15 protein-coding genes are annotated in these 15340 nt (G+C 72.4%); 11 read left to right on the plus strand and 4 right to left on the minus strand.

Annotated features, from left to right (window positions below):
• Positions 1-20: 20 nt before the first annotated feature.
• The 3 genes from F7Q99_RS23250 to F7Q99_RS23260 are packed head-to-tail and all read left to right on the plus strand — an operon-like array spanning position 21 to position 3516.
• On the plus strand, positions 21-1628 hold the full coding sequence (locus F7Q99_RS23250; protein ID WP_153464431.1) for a flavin-containing monooxygenase: 1608 nt from the start codon (positions 21-23) through the stop codon (positions 1626-1628).
• Entirely contained in the window at positions 1625-2614 is a 990-nt protein-coding gene (locus tag F7Q99_RS23255; RefSeq protein ID WP_153464433.1) for an alpha/beta fold hydrolase, read from the plus strand. The genes F7Q99_RS23250 and F7Q99_RS23255 overlap by 4 nt, the downstream gene beginning before the upstream one ends.
• The gene (locus F7Q99_RS23260; RefSeq protein WP_153464435.1) at positions 2611-3516 is read left to right on the plus strand and encodes an SDR family oxidoreductase; all 906 of its coding nucleotides are present in this window, start codon (positions 2611-2613) and stop codon (positions 3514-3516) included. Before F7Q99_RS23255 ends, F7Q99_RS23260 begins: the two co-directional genes overlap by 4 nt.
• Positions 3517-3609: 93 nt before the next feature.
• Here the strand turns inward: F7Q99_RS23260 and F7Q99_RS23265 are convergent, their stop codons facing one another.
• Positions 3610-4962: an aminotransferase-like domain-containing protein gene (locus F7Q99_RS23265; protein WP_153464437.1), complete on the minus strand. Its 1353-nt coding sequence runs from the start codon at positions 4960-4962 to the stop codon at positions 3610-3612.
• 129 nt (positions 4963-5091) lie between these two features.
• Here F7Q99_RS23265 and F7Q99_RS23270 point away from each other — a divergent pair, with 129 nt between their 5' ends.
• The 3 genes from F7Q99_RS23270 (at position 5092) to F7Q99_RS23280 (ending at position 8770) form a co-directional block, all read left to right on the plus strand.
• On the plus strand, positions 5092-5754 hold the full coding sequence (locus tag F7Q99_RS23270; RefSeq protein ID WP_153464439.1) for a LysE family translocator: 663 nt from the start codon (positions 5092-5094) through the stop codon (positions 5752-5754).
• Between the two features lie 74 nt (positions 5755-5828).
• Entirely contained in the window at positions 5829-6602 is a 774-nt protein-coding gene (locus F7Q99_RS23275; protein ID WP_153464441.1) for an SDR family NAD(P)-dependent oxidoreductase, read from the plus strand.
• Between the two features lie 368 nt (positions 6603-6970).
• Positions 6971-8770: an ABC transporter ATP-binding protein gene (locus F7Q99_RS23280; protein ID WP_153466537.1), complete on the plus strand. Its 1800-nt coding sequence runs from the start codon at positions 6971-6973 to the stop codon at positions 8768-8770.
• A gap of 64 nt (positions 8771-8834) precedes the next feature.
• On the opposite strand, the gene F7Q99_RS23285 is transcribed toward F7Q99_RS23280, so the two are convergent.
• Positions 8835-9503 carry a lysophospholipid acyltransferase family protein gene (locus tag F7Q99_RS23285; RefSeq protein ID WP_153464443.1) on the minus strand — a complete coding sequence of 223 codons (669 nt, stop codon included), beginning with the start codon at positions 9501-9503 and terminating at the stop codon, positions 8835-8837.
• Positions 9504-9676: 173 nt separating this feature from the next.
• Here F7Q99_RS23285 and F7Q99_RS23290 point away from each other — a divergent pair, with 173 nt between their 5' ends.
• The gene (locus F7Q99_RS23290; RefSeq protein ID WP_153464445.1) at positions 9677-9889 is read left to right on the plus strand and encodes an EF-hand domain-containing protein; all 213 of its coding nucleotides are present in this window, start codon (positions 9677-9679) and stop codon (positions 9887-9889) included.
• Between the two features lie 101 nt (positions 9890-9990).
• Here F7Q99_RS23290 and F7Q99_RS23295 read toward each other — a convergent pair whose 3' ends face one another.
• Positions 9991-12183 (minus strand): bifunctional glycosyltransferase/CDP-glycerol:glycerophosphate glycerophosphotransferase, encoded by a 2193-nt coding sequence (locus tag F7Q99_RS23295; RefSeq protein ID WP_326847017.1) that lies wholly within the window; start codon positions 12181-12183, stop codon positions 9991-9993.
• 789 nt (positions 12184-12972) lie between these two features.
• On the opposite strand from F7Q99_RS23295, the gene F7Q99_RS23300 reads away from it, so the two are divergent.
• Both F7Q99_RS23300 and F7Q99_RS23305 read left to right on the plus strand, forming a co-directional pair.
• A complete protein-coding gene (locus F7Q99_RS23300; protein ID WP_153464449.1) occupies positions 12973-13239 on the plus strand; it encodes a hypothetical protein in 267 nt (88 codons plus the stop codon).
• 194 nt (positions 13240-13433) lie between these two features.
• A complete protein-coding gene (locus F7Q99_RS23305; protein WP_153464451.1) occupies positions 13434-13880 on the plus strand; it encodes a YjbQ family protein in 447 nt (148 codons plus the stop codon).
• A gap of 14 nt (positions 13881-13894) precedes the next feature.
• On the opposite strand, the gene F7Q99_RS23310 is transcribed toward F7Q99_RS23305, so the two are convergent.
• Positions 13895-14464 carry a DUF1990 family protein gene (locus F7Q99_RS23310; RefSeq protein ID WP_153464453.1) on the minus strand — a complete coding sequence of 190 codons (570 nt, stop codon included), beginning with the start codon at positions 14462-14464 and terminating at the stop codon, positions 13895-13897.
• A gap of 256 nt (positions 14465-14720) precedes the next feature.
• Here F7Q99_RS23310 and F7Q99_RS23315 point away from each other — a divergent pair, with 256 nt between their 5' ends.
• On the plus strand, positions 14721-15011 hold the full coding sequence (locus tag F7Q99_RS23315; RefSeq protein ID WP_153464455.1) for a TetR/AcrR family transcriptional regulator C-terminal domain-containing protein: 291 nt from the start codon (positions 14721-14723) through the stop codon (positions 15009-15011).
• A gap of 41 nt (positions 15012-15052) precedes the next feature.
• Positions 15053-15301: a hypothetical protein gene (locus F7Q99_RS23320; RefSeq protein ID WP_153464458.1), complete on the plus strand. Its 249-nt coding sequence runs from the start codon at positions 15053-15055 to the stop codon at positions 15299-15301.
• Positions 15302-15340 lie beyond the last annotated feature (39 nt).

Below are 15340 nucleotides of genomic sequence, written 5' to 3' on the forward strand. Positions count from 1 at the left end.
CCACCTCAGGAGGACGCCGCATGGCATCCAGCAGCAAGCGCCCCCGCCCCGGCGCGTCCGACGCCTCCGATACGTCCGGGGCCGTCGACACCCCCGGAGCCGGTGACGCCCCCGGGGTCGCCGAGGCCGTTCCGCATGTCCGGGTGGCCGTCATCGGCTCCGGCTTCGGCGGACTCGGCGCCGCCGTCCGGCTGCGCCGCGCCGGGATCACCGACTTCGTCGTCCTGGAGCGCGCCGACTCGGTCGGCGGCACCTGGCGCGACAACAGCTACCCCGGCTGCGCCTGCGACGTCCCCTCGCACCTCTACTCCTTCTCCTTCGCGCCCAACCCCGAGTGGCCGCGCAGCTTCTCCGGCCAGGCCGACATCCGCGCCTACCTGGAGAAGGTCGCCACCGTCTTCCGCCTCCGCCCGCACCTTCGGCTCAACACCGAGGTGCTGGAGGCGCGTTGGGAGAACGAGCACACCCGCTGGCGGATCACCACCTCGGCCGGGCAGTGGACCGCCAACGCCATCGTCTCCGCGTCCGGCGCGCTCGCCGACCCGCAGATCCCCGACCTGCCGGGCCTCGGCGGCTTCCCCGGCAAGGTGTTCCACACCTCCCGCTGGGACCACGACTACGACCTGACCGGCAAGCGCGTCGCGATGGTGGGCACCGGCGCGTCCGCCGCCCAGATCATCCCGTCGATCCAGCCGCAGGTCGGCAAACTGACGGTATTTCAGCGAACCCCGGCGTGGGTCCTGCCGCGCCGGGATCGCGAGATCACGCAGCTGGAGAAGTGGCTGCACAGCCGGCTCCCTATCACCGGCAAGATCCGCCGCGGCGCGCTCTTCGCACTGCGCGAACTTCAGGTCGATGCGTTCGTCCGGAGGCCAGGGCTGTTGCGCGCCGTCCAGCAAATCGCCGAACGCCACCTCGCCCAGGGCGTTTCCGACCCCGTCCTGCGTGCGACGCTCACCCCGGACTACCGGATCGGCTGCAAGCGCATCCTGCTCAGCAACACCTACTACCCGGCGCTCGCCGCCGCCAACACCGAGGTGGTCCCCTCCGGCCTGCGCGAACTGCGCGGCTCCACCCTGGTCGCGGCCGACGGCAGCGAACACGAGGTGGACGCCATCGTCTTCGGTACCGGGTTCCACGTGACCGACATGCCCATCGGCACAAAGGTCTTCGGGGTCAACGGCACCAGCCTGGCCGGCGAGTGGAAGGACGGCATGGAGGCACTGCGCGGCTCGACCGTGCGCGGCTTCCCGAACCTGTTCTTCGTGATCGGCCCCAACACCGGCCTCGGCAACAACTCGATGATCCTCATGATCGAGTCGCAGCTGAACTACGTGATCGACGCGCTCACCACGCTCGGCTCGATCGGCGCCGTCGCGATGCAGCCGACCGCCCGTGCCCAGCGCCAGTGGAACCTCGAACTCCAGCACCGGATGGACCGAACCGTCTGGACGACGGGCGGCTGCCGGAGCTGGTACATGGATTCGAGCGGCAAGAACACCGTGCTGTGGCCCGGCTCCACGACCGCCTTCCGCCGCGCCACCCGCAAGGTCGACCTCGGCGAGTACGAGCTGATCATGCGTGCCGCCCCGGCCGTGGCACGGGTCGCCCAGGGGGTGTCGGCATGAGTCCGCAGCTTCCGGCCGACTGCGTACCACCCGCGCCCGTCGAGGAGTTGAGCGTCCGCTCGGCCGACGGGGTGCGCCTGCACGTCGAGATCCACGGGCAACCCGGCGCACCGACCGTCGTGCTCGCCCACGGCTGGACGTGCTCAACCGCTTTCTGGGCTCCGGTGATTCGCGAACTCGCCGACCGCTACCTGGTGGTGGCCTACGACCAGCGCGGCCACGGGCATAGCGAGATCCCGCCGAGCAGGGCCCGCTACTCCACCCGGGCGCTCGCCGAGGACCTGTCCGCCGTGCTCGCCCGGACCGTTCCGGCGGGCGAGAAAGCCGTCCTGGCCGGCCACAGCATGGGCGGGATGACCATCATGGCCGCCGGCGGACGCCCCGAGATCGCCGAACGGACCGCCGCCGCCGTTCTCATCTCCACCGGCGCCGGGCGCCTGGTGGAGGAACTCGCCGTGGTTCCGGAGGCGGTGCGCTCCGCAGGGCTGCGCCGCTTCCTGCACCGGCGGCTGCTGCACTCCCGGATGCCCCTCGGGCGGGTGTCGGCGGTCAGCCGCGCTGCGCTCAAGTACGCCACCATGGGCCCGGATTCGCCCGCCGGACGGGTGGAGGCGACGGCCCGGATCGTCCACGCATGCCCGACCAGCGTCCGCGCGCGCTGGGCGAGCGTCCTCGGGCGGCTGGACGTCCATGCCGGGCTCGCCCGGCTCGCCGCTCCCACCGCCGTGATCGCGGGCACCGCGGACCGGCTGACCCCGCTGGTGCACGCCCACCGCATCGTCGCCGAACTCGCTGATCCTCAGGGGCTGTTGCTGCTTCCCGGGGTCGGCCACATGGCGCCGCTGGAGCGGCCCGTCGAGGTCGCCGCCGAGATCCACCGGCTGGCCGCCGCGCACCTGAGCGCCGATCCTGCCGCTGTCCGCGCCCCCGCCCCCGCCCCCGCCCCTGCCTCCGCTTCCGCTTCCGAGAGGACCGTCGTCGCATGAACGCCATTCCGTCGCTGTCCGAGCAGGTCGTCGTTGTCACGGGGGCCGCCCGCGGGATCGGCGCGTCCCTCGCGCGCAAGCTCGCCCGGGGTGGGGCCAAGGTCGCGCTGCTCGGGCTGGAACCGGCCGAACTCAAGGACGTCGCAGCCCAGTGCGGCCCGTCCGCGACCACCTGGGAGGTGGACGTCACGGACCTCGACGCGCTCACCAACGCCGCCCGCCGGATCCAGGAGCACTACGGCCGGATCGACACCGTGGTCGCCAACGCCGGGATCGCCATCGGCGGACCGCTGACGGACAGCGACCACCGGGCGTTCAGCCGGGTGATCGAGGTCAACCTGCTCGGCAGCGTGGCCACCGCGCGGGCGTTCCTGCCCGCCCTCACGGAAAGCCGCGGTTACCTGCTCCAGATCGCCTCGCTGGCCGCACTGACGCCCGCGCCGTTGATGAGCGCGTACTGCGCGAGCAAGTCCGGGGTGGAGGCCTTCGCCCACTCCCTCCGCGCGGAGGTCGCGCACCAGGGGGTCAAGGTCGGGGTGGGCTACCTGAGCTGGACCGACACCGACATGGTGCGCGGCGCGGACGAGGACACCGTCCTCAAGCAGATGCGCAGCCGCCTGCCGTGGCCCGCCAACAAGACGTACCCGCTGGAGCCGGCCGTGGACCGGATCGTGGCCGGCATCGCCCGCCGGTCCGTCCACGTCTACGCCCAGCCTTGGCTGCGCGGCATGCAGCCGGTCCGCTGGCTGCTGCCGAGCCTGATCGCGGTGGTCGGTTCCCGTGACGTCGCCAGGATCGCCCCGCAGCTCGCCGCCACCGCTGCCTCCCGCCTCCGTGCGGTCGGCGCCGGTGGAGCGGCGGACACGGCGGCGCGCGGCAGCGGGGCGCGGGCCGACGGGTGACGACGGACGGGTAACAGCTGACAGATAACAGATTTCGAAATCTGTTATCTGTCAGCTGTCATCCGTCGGCTGTTCCCCGTCACCCGCCCGCGGTTACTCGAGCAGTTCCTCCGGCGAGCTCCGCGCGATTCGCGCGAGCGTCTCCAGGGCGCGGGTCAGGTCGGGAAGCGGTGGCGAGGCGAGCCCGACCCGGACGGCCGACGGGGATACCCTCGGGTCGACGGCGAAGGCTGCGGCGGGCGTGATGGCGATGCTCTCGCGCGCCGCAGCCGCGACGAAGGTCTCCGCCCGCCAGGCCGCCGGCAGCTCCCACCAGACGTAGTACGAGCACGGGTCCGACCGCACCTGTTGCCCGGCCAGCAGCTTCCGGGCGAGCAGCTGACGCTCCGTGGCATCCGCACGCTTCGCCGCCTCCACCGCCGCGACCGCGCCGTCCCCGATCCAGCGCACGACCGCCTCCAGTGCGAACCCACTGGGCGCCCAGCCGCCGGATCGCAGCGCGGCGGCCATGCGATCGCGCAAGGCGGCCGGAACGACGGCGAACCCGGTGCTCAGGCCAGGGGCGAGGCGCTTGGAGACGCTGTCGACCAGGATGGTCCGCTCCGGCACGAGAGCCGCGAGCGGCGCGAGGTCGGGCCGCAGGAACGACCAGATCGCGTCCTCGACGACGGGCAGGTCGAGCCTGCGCAACTCGTCCGCGAGCGCCGCCCGGCGCTCGGCCGGAAGGCTGCCGCCGAGCGGGTTCTGCAGCCGCGGCTGGAGGTAGACGGCGCTGAGCGGAGCGGACCGGTGCACGGCCGCGAGGGCATCGGGCAGAAGGCCGGACTCGTCCATGGGCAGTGGCACGAGCGCGATACCCAGACGCTGCGCGACGGCTCTGACCACCGGATAGGTGAGCGCCTCGACGCCGAGGCGCCCGCCGGGCGGTACGAGCGCGGCGAGCGCCCCGGCGATGGCCTGCCGACCGCTCCCCGCGAACAGCACGTCCTCCCGGGAGACCTGCCACGAGGACGCGCCGCCCGGCCCGGACGCCAGCTCCGCGAAGGCGCGCCGGGCCGCTGCCGTCCCGGCCGCGCCCACCGGGCGCAGCGCGGCACCCAGTGCGTCTGCCCGCAACAGCGGCGTCAGCCCGGCGGCGAGGAGCGCGGACTGCTCGGGGACGACGGGGTAGTTGAGCTCCAGGTCGATGGGCGTACCGGCGGGCTCGGCGAGCGGTACGTGAGGGCCGGGCGGCCGCCGGTCGGCTCGGACGAAGGTCCCGCGCCCGACCTCGCCGGTGGTGAGCCCGCGCCGGACCAGTTCCCGGTAGACGCGTCCCGCCGTCGAGGCGGCGATGCCCCTGCTGCGGGCGAAGGCGCGCTGGGTGGGGAGCTGTTCGCCGGGTCGCAGCCGCCCCTCGGTGATGGCGGTGGCGATCTCGTCGGCGATCAGCCGGTAGTCGTCCATCGGCGGGCCCTCCGGGGTGGGGTCGCGGGAGTCGGCAAGCGTCGGCAGGACTCGGTGGGGTTGCCGCAGATTGCACCGAGTGCAAAGCCATCATTGCATTGAGATCGGCCCGCACCCTAGCCTCCTCGCATGAACGCGCTCACCTCCGTCGTCGACGTGCACGCCATGCTCGGAATCGCCGCCGTGGCGCTGGGCATGGTGCTCACGCCGGGGCCCAACATGATCTACCTGGTCTCGCGCTCGATCGCCCAGGGGCGCCGCGCCGGAATGCTGTCGCTGGTCGGGGTCGCGACCGGCTTCCTGGTGTACCTCGGCGCCGTGACGGTGGGGGTCGCCGCGGTGTTCACGGTGGTACCGGTGCTATACACCGCGATCAAGCTCGCCGGCGCAGGCTACCTGCTCTGGCTGGCCTGGAAGGCCGTCAAGCCGGGCGGTGCGGCGGTGTTCGCTCCGCAGCAGCTGCCGCCGGACCCACCGCGCAAGCTGTTCGTGATGGGCTTCCTGACCTGCCTGCTCAACCCCAAGATCGCCATCATGTACCTGTCCCTGCTGCCGCAGTTCGTGAACCCGGAGCGCGGTCACGTCGCGGCGCAGAGCCTGCTGCTGGGCCTGACCCAGATCGCGGTGGCGGTGAGCATGAACGGGCTGATCGCGATGAGCGCGGGCAGCATCGCCTCCTTCCTCAACCGCCGCCCCGCCTGGCTCCGGATCCAGCGCTACGCGATGGGCACGGTCCTCGGGGGCCTCGCCCTCCACATCGCGGCCGACCGCGCCAAGGCCGTCGCGGTCTGAGCATCCGCACTCCGCCGAGCAGGGTGTCGCATTCGGTGTGGGCGTGGTCGCGGCGAGTCGGTACGGTCGGGGGTATGACCACAGCCTTGATCACCGGCGCTACCGCCGGTATTGGAGCCGCGTTCGCGCGTCGGCTGGCCCGTGGCGGCTACCGCCTCGTCCTGGTGGCCCGGGACGCCGAGCGCCTGGAGCGAGCGGCCGCCGAGCTACAGGGGAAGTACGGCATCGAGACGGAGGTGCTGACCGCCGACCTCGCCACCGACGAGGGCATCGGCGCCGTCGAGGCGCGGCTGGCCGACACCGCGCGCCCGGTGGACCTGCTCGTCAACAACGCGGGCTTCGGCAACAAGGGCGCGTTCCTGACCGTCCCGCTCCAGGACGAGCTGGACATGCTGAAGGTGCACGTCGAGGCGATCCTGCGGCTGACCACGGCCGCTCTGCCGGGGATGAGGGAACGCGGCCGGGGCGCGATCGTCAACGTCGCCTCGGTGGCGGCCTTCCTGCCGCGCGGCACGTACGGCGCGAGCAAGGCGTGGGTGGTGAGCTTCACGCAGGGGGTGCTGCGCGACCTCGGCGGCAGCGGGGTGCGGATGATGGCGCTGTGTCCCGGCTTCACCCGTACCGAGTTCCACCAGCGCGCGGGCATGGGCACCGGCAACATCCCGTCCTGGTCCTGGCTCTCGGCCGAGCGCGTGGTGGACGAGGCGCTGCGCGACCTGGGGCGCGGCCGGTCGGTGTCCGTGCCGGGCAAGCGGTACAAGCTCGCGGTCGCGCTGGCGAGGGTGCTGCCGTCCGGGAAGCTGGGCGGTCTCTCCTCGAAGGCGGCGCGCACCTACCGCACGAACTGAGCTGCGCCGACCGGACCAGACGAACTGAACCGCGCGAACTGAACAGCGTGAACTGAACCGGACGATATGGGGAGGCGGTCGGGCGGCCCGCGGCGTGCGATAACGGGAATAGAGCTAGTCTCACTATTAGCTTGTCTAACTATGAGCTATTCTCGCTATGCGGGCGCCAGCCCGACCGCCATGCCGGCCGTGCCGGCCGTACCGGTGGTGACAGCCGTGTCGGCCACGCCGGCCACCCTGGCCGCGCCCGCCGCATTCTCCGCACTCTCGCCCGTCCGCCCCAGCGCGCCCTCGCGCGTCCGACCCAGGGAGGCCCGCTTTTGAGGCCCGACTCCATCGACTGGACCCCGCCCGAGCACGCCGAGGGCATGCCCCACCCGCCGGCCCAGTGGCGGCGCATCCTCGCGCTCTTCCGCCCCTACACGGGCCGCCTCACCACCGTCGGACTGCTGGTCGGCGCCTCCGCCGTCGTGTCGGTCGTCTCGCCGTTCCTGCTGAAGGCCGTCCTGGACACCGCCGTCCCGCAGGGCCGCACCGGGCTGCTCAGCCTGCTCGTGCTCGGCATGATCGCCGCCGCCGTGGTGAACAGCGTGTTCAACGTCCTGCAGACGCTGATCTCCACCACCGTCGGCCAGCGCGTCATGCATGACCTGCGGACCGCCGTCTACGGGCACCTCCAGCGGATGTCGCTGGCCTTCTTCACCCGTACCCGCACCGGCGAGGTGCAGTCCCGGATCGCGAACGACATCGGCGGCATGCAGTCCACGGTGACGTCGACCGCGACGAGCCTGGTCTCCAACTTCACCGCCGTGATCGCCTCCGTCGTCGCCATGGTCGCGCTCGACTGGCGGCTCACCGTCGTCTCGCTGCTCCTGCTCCCGCTGTTCGTCTGGATCAGCCGCCGGGTCGGCAACGAGCGGAAGAAGATCACCACCGAGCGTCAGAAGCAGTTGGCCGCGATGAGTTCGGCGGTCCAGGAGTCGCTGTCCGTCAGCGGCATCCTGCTCGGCCGCACGATGGGCCGCTCCGACTCGCTCGCCCGGGAGTTCACCGAGCAGTCCGACCGCCTCGCCGACCTGGAGGTGCGGTCCAGCATGGCGGGGCGCTGGCGGATGAACACCATCCAGATCGTGATGGCCGCGATGCCCGCCGTCATCTACTGGGCGGCCGGGCTGGCGGCGGCCGACGGCGCGCCGATCGTCTCGGTCGGCACCCTGGTCGCCTTCACCACGCTCCAGCAGGGCCTGTTCCGCCCGACCGTCAGCCTGCTCTCCACCGGCGTGCAGGTGCAGACCTCGCTCGCGCTCTTCCAGCGGATCTTCGAGTACCTCGACCTGCCGGTGGAGATCGCCGAGCCGGCGGAGCCCGTCGTCCTGGCGGACATCCGCGGCGAGGTCCGGTTCGAGGGCGTCGACTTCCGCTACGACCCCGAGCAGGAGCGCCCGACCCTGTCCGGCGTCGAACTCAAGGTCCCGGCGGGGAGTTCGCTCGCCGTGGTCGGCGAGACGGGCTCGGGCAAGACCACGCTCAGCTACCTCGTCCCACGGCTCTACGACGTCACCGGCGGTCGGGTCACCATCGACGGCACCGACGTGCGCGAGCTCTCCTTCGACACGCTCGCCCGCGCGGTCGGCGTGGTCTCCCAGGAGACCTACCTCTTCCACGCCTCCGTCGCGGAGAACCTGCGCTTCGCCAAGCCGGAGGCCACCGACGACGAACTGGTCGAGGCCGCCCGCGCGGCGCAGATCCACGGCACCATCGCCGCGCTGCCGGACGGCTACGACACCCTGGTCGGCGAGCGCGGCTACCGCTTCTCCGGCGGTGAGAAGCAGCGCCTCGCGCTCGCCCGCACGATCCTGCGCAACCCGCCCGTGCTGATCCTCGACGAGGCCACCAGCGCGCTCGACAACCGCACCGAGCGCGCCGTCCAGCAGGCCGTGGACACCCTGGCGGCCGGCCGCACCACGATCACCATCGCGCACCGGCTCTCCACCGTGCGCGGAGCCGACCAGATCGCCGTCCTGGACCACGGCGAGGTCGTCGAACTCGGCACCCACGACGATCTGGTGGAGCTGGACGGCCGGTACGCGGCGCTGCTGCGCCGGGAGGCGCCGGAGGCGGCCGCGACCGTTCCCGAGCCGACGGCGGCGGCGCTGGGGCACGCCTGAGCCCGCGCGCCTGACGCCGCGCCGGCTCGGGCCGCCTTCGGGCACACCCGGCGGCGCAGGCGGCTCAGGCTGCCTTCGGGACCTCGTTGTAGCTCTCCACGACCTCCTGGCCGGAGAGCCGCTGGATCGCCGCCATCACCTCGTCGGTCACCTGCCGGCGGGCCTTCAGCGACCGGGCCTGCCCGTGCAACTCGTCGAAGTGCAGCGGCTCGCCGAACCGGACGGTCACCTTCTTGATCCGCGGCACCCGCTTGCCCAGCGGCAGGATCCGCTCCGGCCCCTCCAGCGCCACCGGCACCACCGGCACGCCCGCGGTCAGCGCCAGCCAGGCGACGCCCGTCTTGCCGCGGTAGAGGCGGCCGTCCAGCGACCGGGTGCCCTCGGGGTAGATGCCGAAGGCCTTGCCGTCCTGCAGGATCTCCAGCGCCGACTCCAGGGAGGCCTGGGCGGAGCGGTACGTCCCGCGCTCGACCGGCACGGCGCCGATCGCCTCGAAGAAGGCCTTGGACAGCCGGCCCTTGAGGCCGGTGCGGGTGAAGTACTCGGCCTTGGCCAGGAAGTGCACCCGGCGCGGAGTGGTCAGCGGGATCACCACACTGTCGATGAACGACAGGTGGTTGCTGGCCAGGATCACCGCGCCCTTGCGCGGCACGTTCTCGACACCCTCGATGACCGGCCGCCAGATGCCGCGCGAGACGGGCTTCAGCACCAGCCTGGTGACGAGATCGAGCATGGTCCCTCCCTGGACGAATGAGCGCCCGGGAGGTGCCCGGGCCGGTATCGGTTCCGCAGACTACGCCACCGGCCCCGCCGCCCGTCCACTCCTGCCCGCCGTGGCCCACACCACGGCCGGGTAGGGTACGCCCGTCCGAACATCGCACAACCCGCAGTACCAGGAGGGCAACCATGGAGACCACCGAGGCGATCAAGGCCATGTTCGACCGTTTCGACAAGAACGGCGACGGCAAGATCACTCCGGCCGAGTACGCGCTCGTCGCGAACGAGATGGGCGACCACGACGTGACGCTCTCGATGGCCGAGGCGCTGATCCACGCCATGGACACCCGCCACCAGGGCTACCTGACCTTCGACGAGTTCCTGGCCGCCCGCCGGGGCTGAGCCCGTGCCGGCGGGGCCGGTCGCCGTACCGGCGGCACCGGCCCCATCCGGACCCCTCCGGCCAACCCCTCCGGCAACCCGGAGACGGCAGGCCGACCCGGCTAGACCGGGAACACCCGGCGTACGACCCGCTCCGCCGCCCCGCCGTCGTCCCACGGGCAGAACCTCGCCCGGAACCGCGCCCGCGCCGCCGGATCGGCGTCACCCGCCAGCAGTGCCTTCGCCAGCCCGTCCACGTCCACCGTGACCGCGCCCGGCGGCTCCGCGAACAGGTCGAAGTAGACCCCGCGCACCCGCCGGTACTCGTCCCAGTCCGGCGCGAAGACGACGATCGGGCGGTCCAGCACCGCGTAGTCGAACATCATCGACGAGTAGTCCGTCACCAGCACGTCCGCCGCGAGGTACAGGTCCTCGACCGTCGGGTGCGCCGAGACGTCCACGATCTCCGCCGCGTCCTCGCCCGCCGCCAGGTCCCCCGGGCCGCCGGTGTGGAAGTAGTGCGTGCGCACCAGCAGCGTGTACGACGGGCCGAGCCGCCGCGCCAGCTCCTTCACGTCCAGCAGCGGCACGTAGCCGCCCTTGGCCTCGCGGTGCGTCGGCGCGTACAGCACGGACGTGCGGCCGGGCCGCAGACCGATCCGCTCGCGCATGGCGCGCACCTCGTCCGGGGTGGCGTTGGCCAGCCGGTCGTTGCGCGGGTAGCCGGTGTCGAGCATCTCGTACCGGCCGGGGAAGGCGCGGGCGAAGTGCTCGCTGGTGTGCGGGTTGGAGGAGACCAGGAAGTCCCAGCGGTCGATGGCCTCCTGGAGCCGGCCGAAGTCCATGCCGTCGGCGGCCTCGGGGCGGTCCCGCAGGTCCATGCCCATCGCCTTCAGCGGGGTGCCGTGCTGGGTCTGGACGTGCACCGTGCCGGGCCGCTTCGCCATCGTGCGCGGGAAGTTGACGTTGTTGACGAAGTACTTGGCGGTCGCCATCACCTTGAGGTAGGCGGGGGTGTTGACGATCACGTACGGCACCCCGGGCGGCATGGTGGCGGCCTGCGCGCGGTTCTCCACCACCCACACGCCCCGGATCCGCGGGGCGAGTTCCTTCGCCTTCTCGTAGATCGCCGCCGGGCTGCACGCGTAACCCCGGTGCCAGTAGGCCGCGTAGACGGCCAGGTGCTCGTCCAGCGGCAGCCGGCGGAAGGCGTTGTACGCGGTGAACCGGGCTCCGCTGCGCACGCCCTTCTTCACCGCCGGGGCCACCGCCCGCGCCCCGCGCTTGAGTTCGCGCGGCAGCCGGCCGGTGCGGCGCAGCTCCGCGTACGCGATGCGCGCGCCGCGCGCGGCCAGCCGGTACTGCACGCCGCGCACGCCGCCGGGGAACTGGTAGCCGTCCGGGCGGTGCCGGGCGAAGTGCTGGGATATCCGGCGGAAGAACTCCTTGCGCCGGTCGCCCGGGACCAGCCCGGGGGTGTCGTAGACGTTCAGCGCCTGGCGGACGGTCCGGTCGAAGACCAGGGTGCGCAGCGCGGCCGGGACGGGCTGGCCGGGGCGGTCCGGGCGGTCCAGGAAGGCGAAGATCGCGTCGTACTGGGTGAACACGTCGGCGTGCTTGGGGGACGCGGTGGCGGTGATCGCGCCGTCCCGGCCGCGCCGGTAGACGTAGCAGGGGCGGTCGAGGTAGCGCAGCCGCCCGGCCGCCAGCAGCGCCGGGTAGGTGACCGAGATGTCCTCGTAGTAGCCGCGCCCGAAGGAGACGCCGAGGCCCTCCAGGTAGGCGCGGCGGAACACCTTGTTCCAGACCGACATCACGGTCTGGAACAGCTCCGGGTGCTCGGCCAGGGTGCAGCCGTCGACGAGCGGGGAGCCGAGCAGCACGTGGCGCCACGGGTTGGGCTCGGTCTCGCCGTCCGGGTAGACGTGGGTGAAGTCGGTGATCAGCACGTCGGCGGGGACCGGCTGGCGGCCCTCGTGGCGCAGTTCGTCCAGGACGACGCTGACGGTGCGCTCGGGCAGCCAGTCGTCGCTGTCGACGAACCAGACGTACTCGCCGCGCGCGTGCGGCAGGGCGGCGGCGCGGGCGCCACCGAGGCCCTGGTTCTCGGTGAGGTGCAGGACCCGCAGCCGGGGGTCGCGGGCGGCGTACTCGTCCAGGATCGCGCCGGAGCCGTCGGGGGAGAGGTCGTCGACCGCGATCACCTCGAAGCGGGACTCCGCGGCGGGGGTGTCGCCGAGGATCGAGTCGAGGCAGCGCGGCAGGAACCGCTCCACGCCGTGGACCGGGAGCACGATGCTGAGGAGGAGGGACACGCTGGCCGATTCTACCGATCCCCGGATGCGACCTGCGGGGACGTCCTGTCCTGGGGCCCTCGCGGACCGGAGCCCGCGGACTGGGGCCTCCGTGGACCTTCGCGGACCTTCGTGGACTGTTGTGGACCAGGGTCTTCGCGAGGCGGGATCGCCCGCCGCCGGGAAGTCTTCGTCGGCCGGAGGCCGGAACCGCCGGTGCCGGGCCCCTGATCGGGGCGGCACCGGCAGTCTGGTGGCGGCCCGGCCGACCCTCGACGGCCGGCCGCCGGTCCGGGCACCCTTCCGAGCCTGGCCGCCGCAGCGTCGAGGCGGCCGGGCAGTGGCTCGGGGGAGCCGGAGTTATTCACCACTCGAACGCACGCTCGGGCAACGTGCGGGCCCATGCGCGGTGCGTGCGGTAGAAAGAGATATTGCTTGGAGGTTTCGCCCGAGTCAATCCCTCGAATGTCTTCACTTCATGAATGATCACTTGGCGGATTCGCCGAGGAAGGGTGACCCCTATATCAACCCCTGTCTCTGTCGCCGACCCGATCGCCGGGGTCATCCCATGCGCCCGGCGCGTGCCTCGGAGGGCGGGCGCCGGGCCCGTGCCTCCGAACTCCGCTGACGGACAGCCGGTCGTGCACCACCATTGATGTCCAGTCGTGACCGTCCGAGTGCCCCCTGGTGCATCGTCAGTTGACGCCGCACGATACGGTGGCACAAGACCAAGGACGGTTGCGCGAAGGCCGTCCCTCACGGATAGTCTTCGCCTCACGGCCCTGGCGCCTCGTAGGGGTGGGAAAACTGATGGAACACATGCAAGTGCGGACTCGGCCCCGCGTGCCGGCGATCCAGTGCGGTGTCGGCGCGACCGGCCGCCGGATCGACCGACACCTGGCCGTGCTCGGCGCGCCCGCACTCCCGGCGGTGGACACCGCCGAGGCGCTCGGGCTGATAAGGGAGCTGACGCCGCGCGGCGTCGGCGCCCCGGCCGCGCGGCGCCGCCACGCGCGGGTGTCACTGCTGGCGCCGCTGCGCCGGCTGCGGCGCAGCCTCTTCGGCGGACGCGGCTAGGCCCCCGGGCCTACCCCCGCATGCCCCGGCACCGGCCCGGCGGACCTTCTGGACCGTCGGGTCTTCGGCGTGCCCGAAACGCGTACGGGTGCCGTCCCGGCCCGAACCGATCACCCTACGCCAGTTTGCCTCCCGGGCAGGCGGAGTCGGCGAGGCAGTGCGCCGGGCCCCGTGACGTGGGCCAGGATGACGCCATGGCGGACAACATCCACTCCCACCCCACCGGTCTGTTCCAGACCGCCACGTTCGAGATCACCACCGGCAGCCGTGAGGTCGCACTCGACATCACCGACCGCTGCGCCGCGTTCCTCACCGACCGGGCCGCCGGACGCGACGGCCTGCTCAACGTCTTCGTCCCGCACGCCACCGCCGGGATCGCCGTCCTGGAGACCGGCTCCGGCAGCGACGACGACCTCCTCGCCAGCCTGCGCGAGCTGCTGCCCGCCGACGACCGCTGGCGCCACCGGCACGGCAGCCCCGGACACGGCCGCGACCACGTGATCCCCGGTCTGGTCGCCCCGCACGCCACCCTGCCCGTGATCGGCGGCCAACTGACGCTCGGCGTCTGGCAGTCCGTCGTCCTCGTCGACACCAACGGGGACAACCCGCGCCGGACGGTCCGGCTCTCCTTCCTCGGCTGACCGGGCCGGCTTCCTCAGGGGCGCTGCGCGCCGGGGCCGGCAGCGACGGTGGCCACCGCAGCGAGGTAGCGCTCGATCGCCAGGTACTGGCAGAGCGCGGCGACCGGGCGGCCGAGGCGGGCGTACCACGCGGCCAGCCGGGAGAACGCGGCGACCTCGAACCACACCTCGCCATCGGCGTCCATGCTCACGAGGAAAGACTCCTCGCCGCACTCGGGGTGCCCGGGGAGCGTCCCGTACGCGAAGCCGATCCGGTCCGGCTCGTCGACCGTCCACACCACGCGGCAGGGGATGACGATCCGTGGCCAGCGGCTCCCCGGAAGGCTCAGCCGGATCAGGACCGTCGCCCCCTCCTGGGCGGGCGCGCCCGGATGGACGGCGAAACCGGTGCCCAACTGGCTGCCCCAGCCGAGGACGTACCGCCCGGCGCGCTCCAGCACCTCGGGGCCGTGGCCGAGGTGCACCCGCCGCCGCAGGTGCGCATAGCCGTCCGGCAGTCGGCCGCCCCTGGTTGCCCCGACCTGGGGGTAGGTCGGCGTGGCGGCGCGGGCGGCGAGGAGACGCTGATGGAGGTCCTGGCGCATGCCGCCACGGTAGTGGGGGTGGTCGCGGCGGAGGAGGGTGGGGCGGTGCGGATGACAACGAACAACTGACAGATTTCATCATCTGTCATCTGTTTGCTGTCTTTCGTCACCCGTCATCTGTCGCGCGGGCTGTCAGTGGTCGAGCGCGAACGCGTTCTTGGCGTGCTCGACGGAGGCTTCGGAGGCAGGTCCGCCGGGGTTCTCGGTGGCCAGAGCCTGATTGAGGTCGACGAACGGACGCAGGCGCCGTTCGACGATGCTCGACCTGCACGTCCTGCTCTACTGCTACGTCCAGGGGGTTGCCGTCCACGTGGAGCGGGAGGCCCGGGCGCAGGCCGACACAGGTCTGACCGAGGAGCAGTGGATGGACCAGCAGACTCCGGCCCTGGCGGCCCTGGTGAACGCGGCTCGCTACCCGGTGTTCGCCCGGACCATTGCGCGTGCCGGGGCCGCCGAGGGTGGCTACGACCTCGATCTGGACGCGCTGTTCGCGTTCGGGCTGGGGCCCCTGCTGGACGGCGTCGCCGCCATGATCGAGGCGGCGTAGCCGCCTTGCGATACTGCGGGGGCGCGGAGTAGGAAGACGGCATGACCGAGAGCACGACCGACGAGATTGAGCCGAACGAGGCCGAGACGAGCGAAGCCCCGGCGGTCTGCACCCTGCCTGCCGGGGACGACGCCGAGGCCGCGCTGGTGCACGACCCCGCGCTGACCGGGCCGCGGGCGGACTGCGTCCTGTGCGGGGAGCCGACCGAGCTGCCCGCCGACCACCCGGGCAGCACGCTTTGCCCGGTGTGTGCCTGGCAGCAGGCGCAGCGGATCGCCTGCTCGGGCTGAGCCTCGAGCAGCGGTCCCGAGCAGCGGCCCCGGGCCAGC

This window comes from Streptomyces kaniharaensis (assembly GCF_009569385.1).
Taxonomy (GTDB): domain Bacteria; phylum Actinomycetota; class Actinomycetes; order Streptomycetales; family Streptomycetaceae; genus Kitasatospora; species Kitasatospora kaniharaensis.

Bases quoted from the DNA above. Each gene is read 5' to 3' on its own strand.
- F7Q99_RS23250 (WP_153464431.1), top strand. From the start codon at position 21: ATGGCATCCAGCAGCAAGCGCCCCCGCCCCGGCGCGTCCGACGCCTCC.
- F7Q99_RS23315 (WP_153464455.1), top strand. From the start codon at position 14,721: ATGCTCGACCTGCACGTCCTGCTCTACTGCTACGTCCAGGGGGTTGCC.
- F7Q99_RS23270 (WP_153464439.1), top strand. From the start codon at position 5,092: ATGAACGCGCTCACCTCCGTCGTCGACGTGCACGCCATGCTCGGAATC.
- F7Q99_RS23310 (WP_153464453.1), bottom strand. From the start codon at position 14,464: ATGCGCCAGGACCTCCATCAGCGTCTCCTCGCCGCCCGCGCCGCCACG.
- F7Q99_RS23285 (WP_153464443.1), bottom strand. From the start codon at position 9,503: ATGCTCGATCTCGTCACCAGGCTGGTGCTGAAGCCCGTCTCGCGCGGC.
- F7Q99_RS23275 (WP_153464441.1), top strand. From the start codon at position 5,829: ATGACCACAGCCTTGATCACCGGCGCTACCGCCGGTATTGGAGCCGCG.
- F7Q99_RS23290 (WP_153464445.1), top strand. From the start codon at position 9,677: ATGGAGACCACCGAGGCGATCAAGGCCATGTTCGACCGTTTCGACAAG.
- F7Q99_RS23300 (WP_153464449.1), top strand. From the start codon at position 12,973: ATGGAACACATGCAAGTGCGGACTCGGCCCCGCGTGCCGGCGATCCAG.
- F7Q99_RS23260 (WP_153464435.1), top strand. From the start codon at position 2,611: ATGAACGCCATTCCGTCGCTGTCCGAGCAGGTCGTCGTTGTCACGGGG.
- F7Q99_RS23280 (WP_153466537.1), top strand. From the start codon at position 6,971: ATGCCCCACCCGCCGGCCCAGTGGCGGCGCATCCTCGCGCTCTTCCGC.
- F7Q99_RS23255 (WP_153464433.1), top strand. From the start codon at position 1,625: ATGAGTCCGCAGCTTCCGGCCGACTGCGTACCACCCGCGCCCGTCGAG.
- F7Q99_RS23320 (WP_153464458.1), top strand. From the start codon at position 15,053: ATGACCGAGAGCACGACCGACGAGATTGAGCCGAACGAGGCCGAGACG.
- F7Q99_RS23305 (WP_153464451.1), top strand. From the start codon at position 13,434: ATGGCGGACAACATCCACTCCCACCCCACCGGTCTGTTCCAGACCGCC.
- F7Q99_RS23265 (WP_153464437.1), bottom strand. From the start codon at position 4,962: ATGGACGACTACCGGCTGATCGCCGACGAGATCGCCACCGCCATCACC.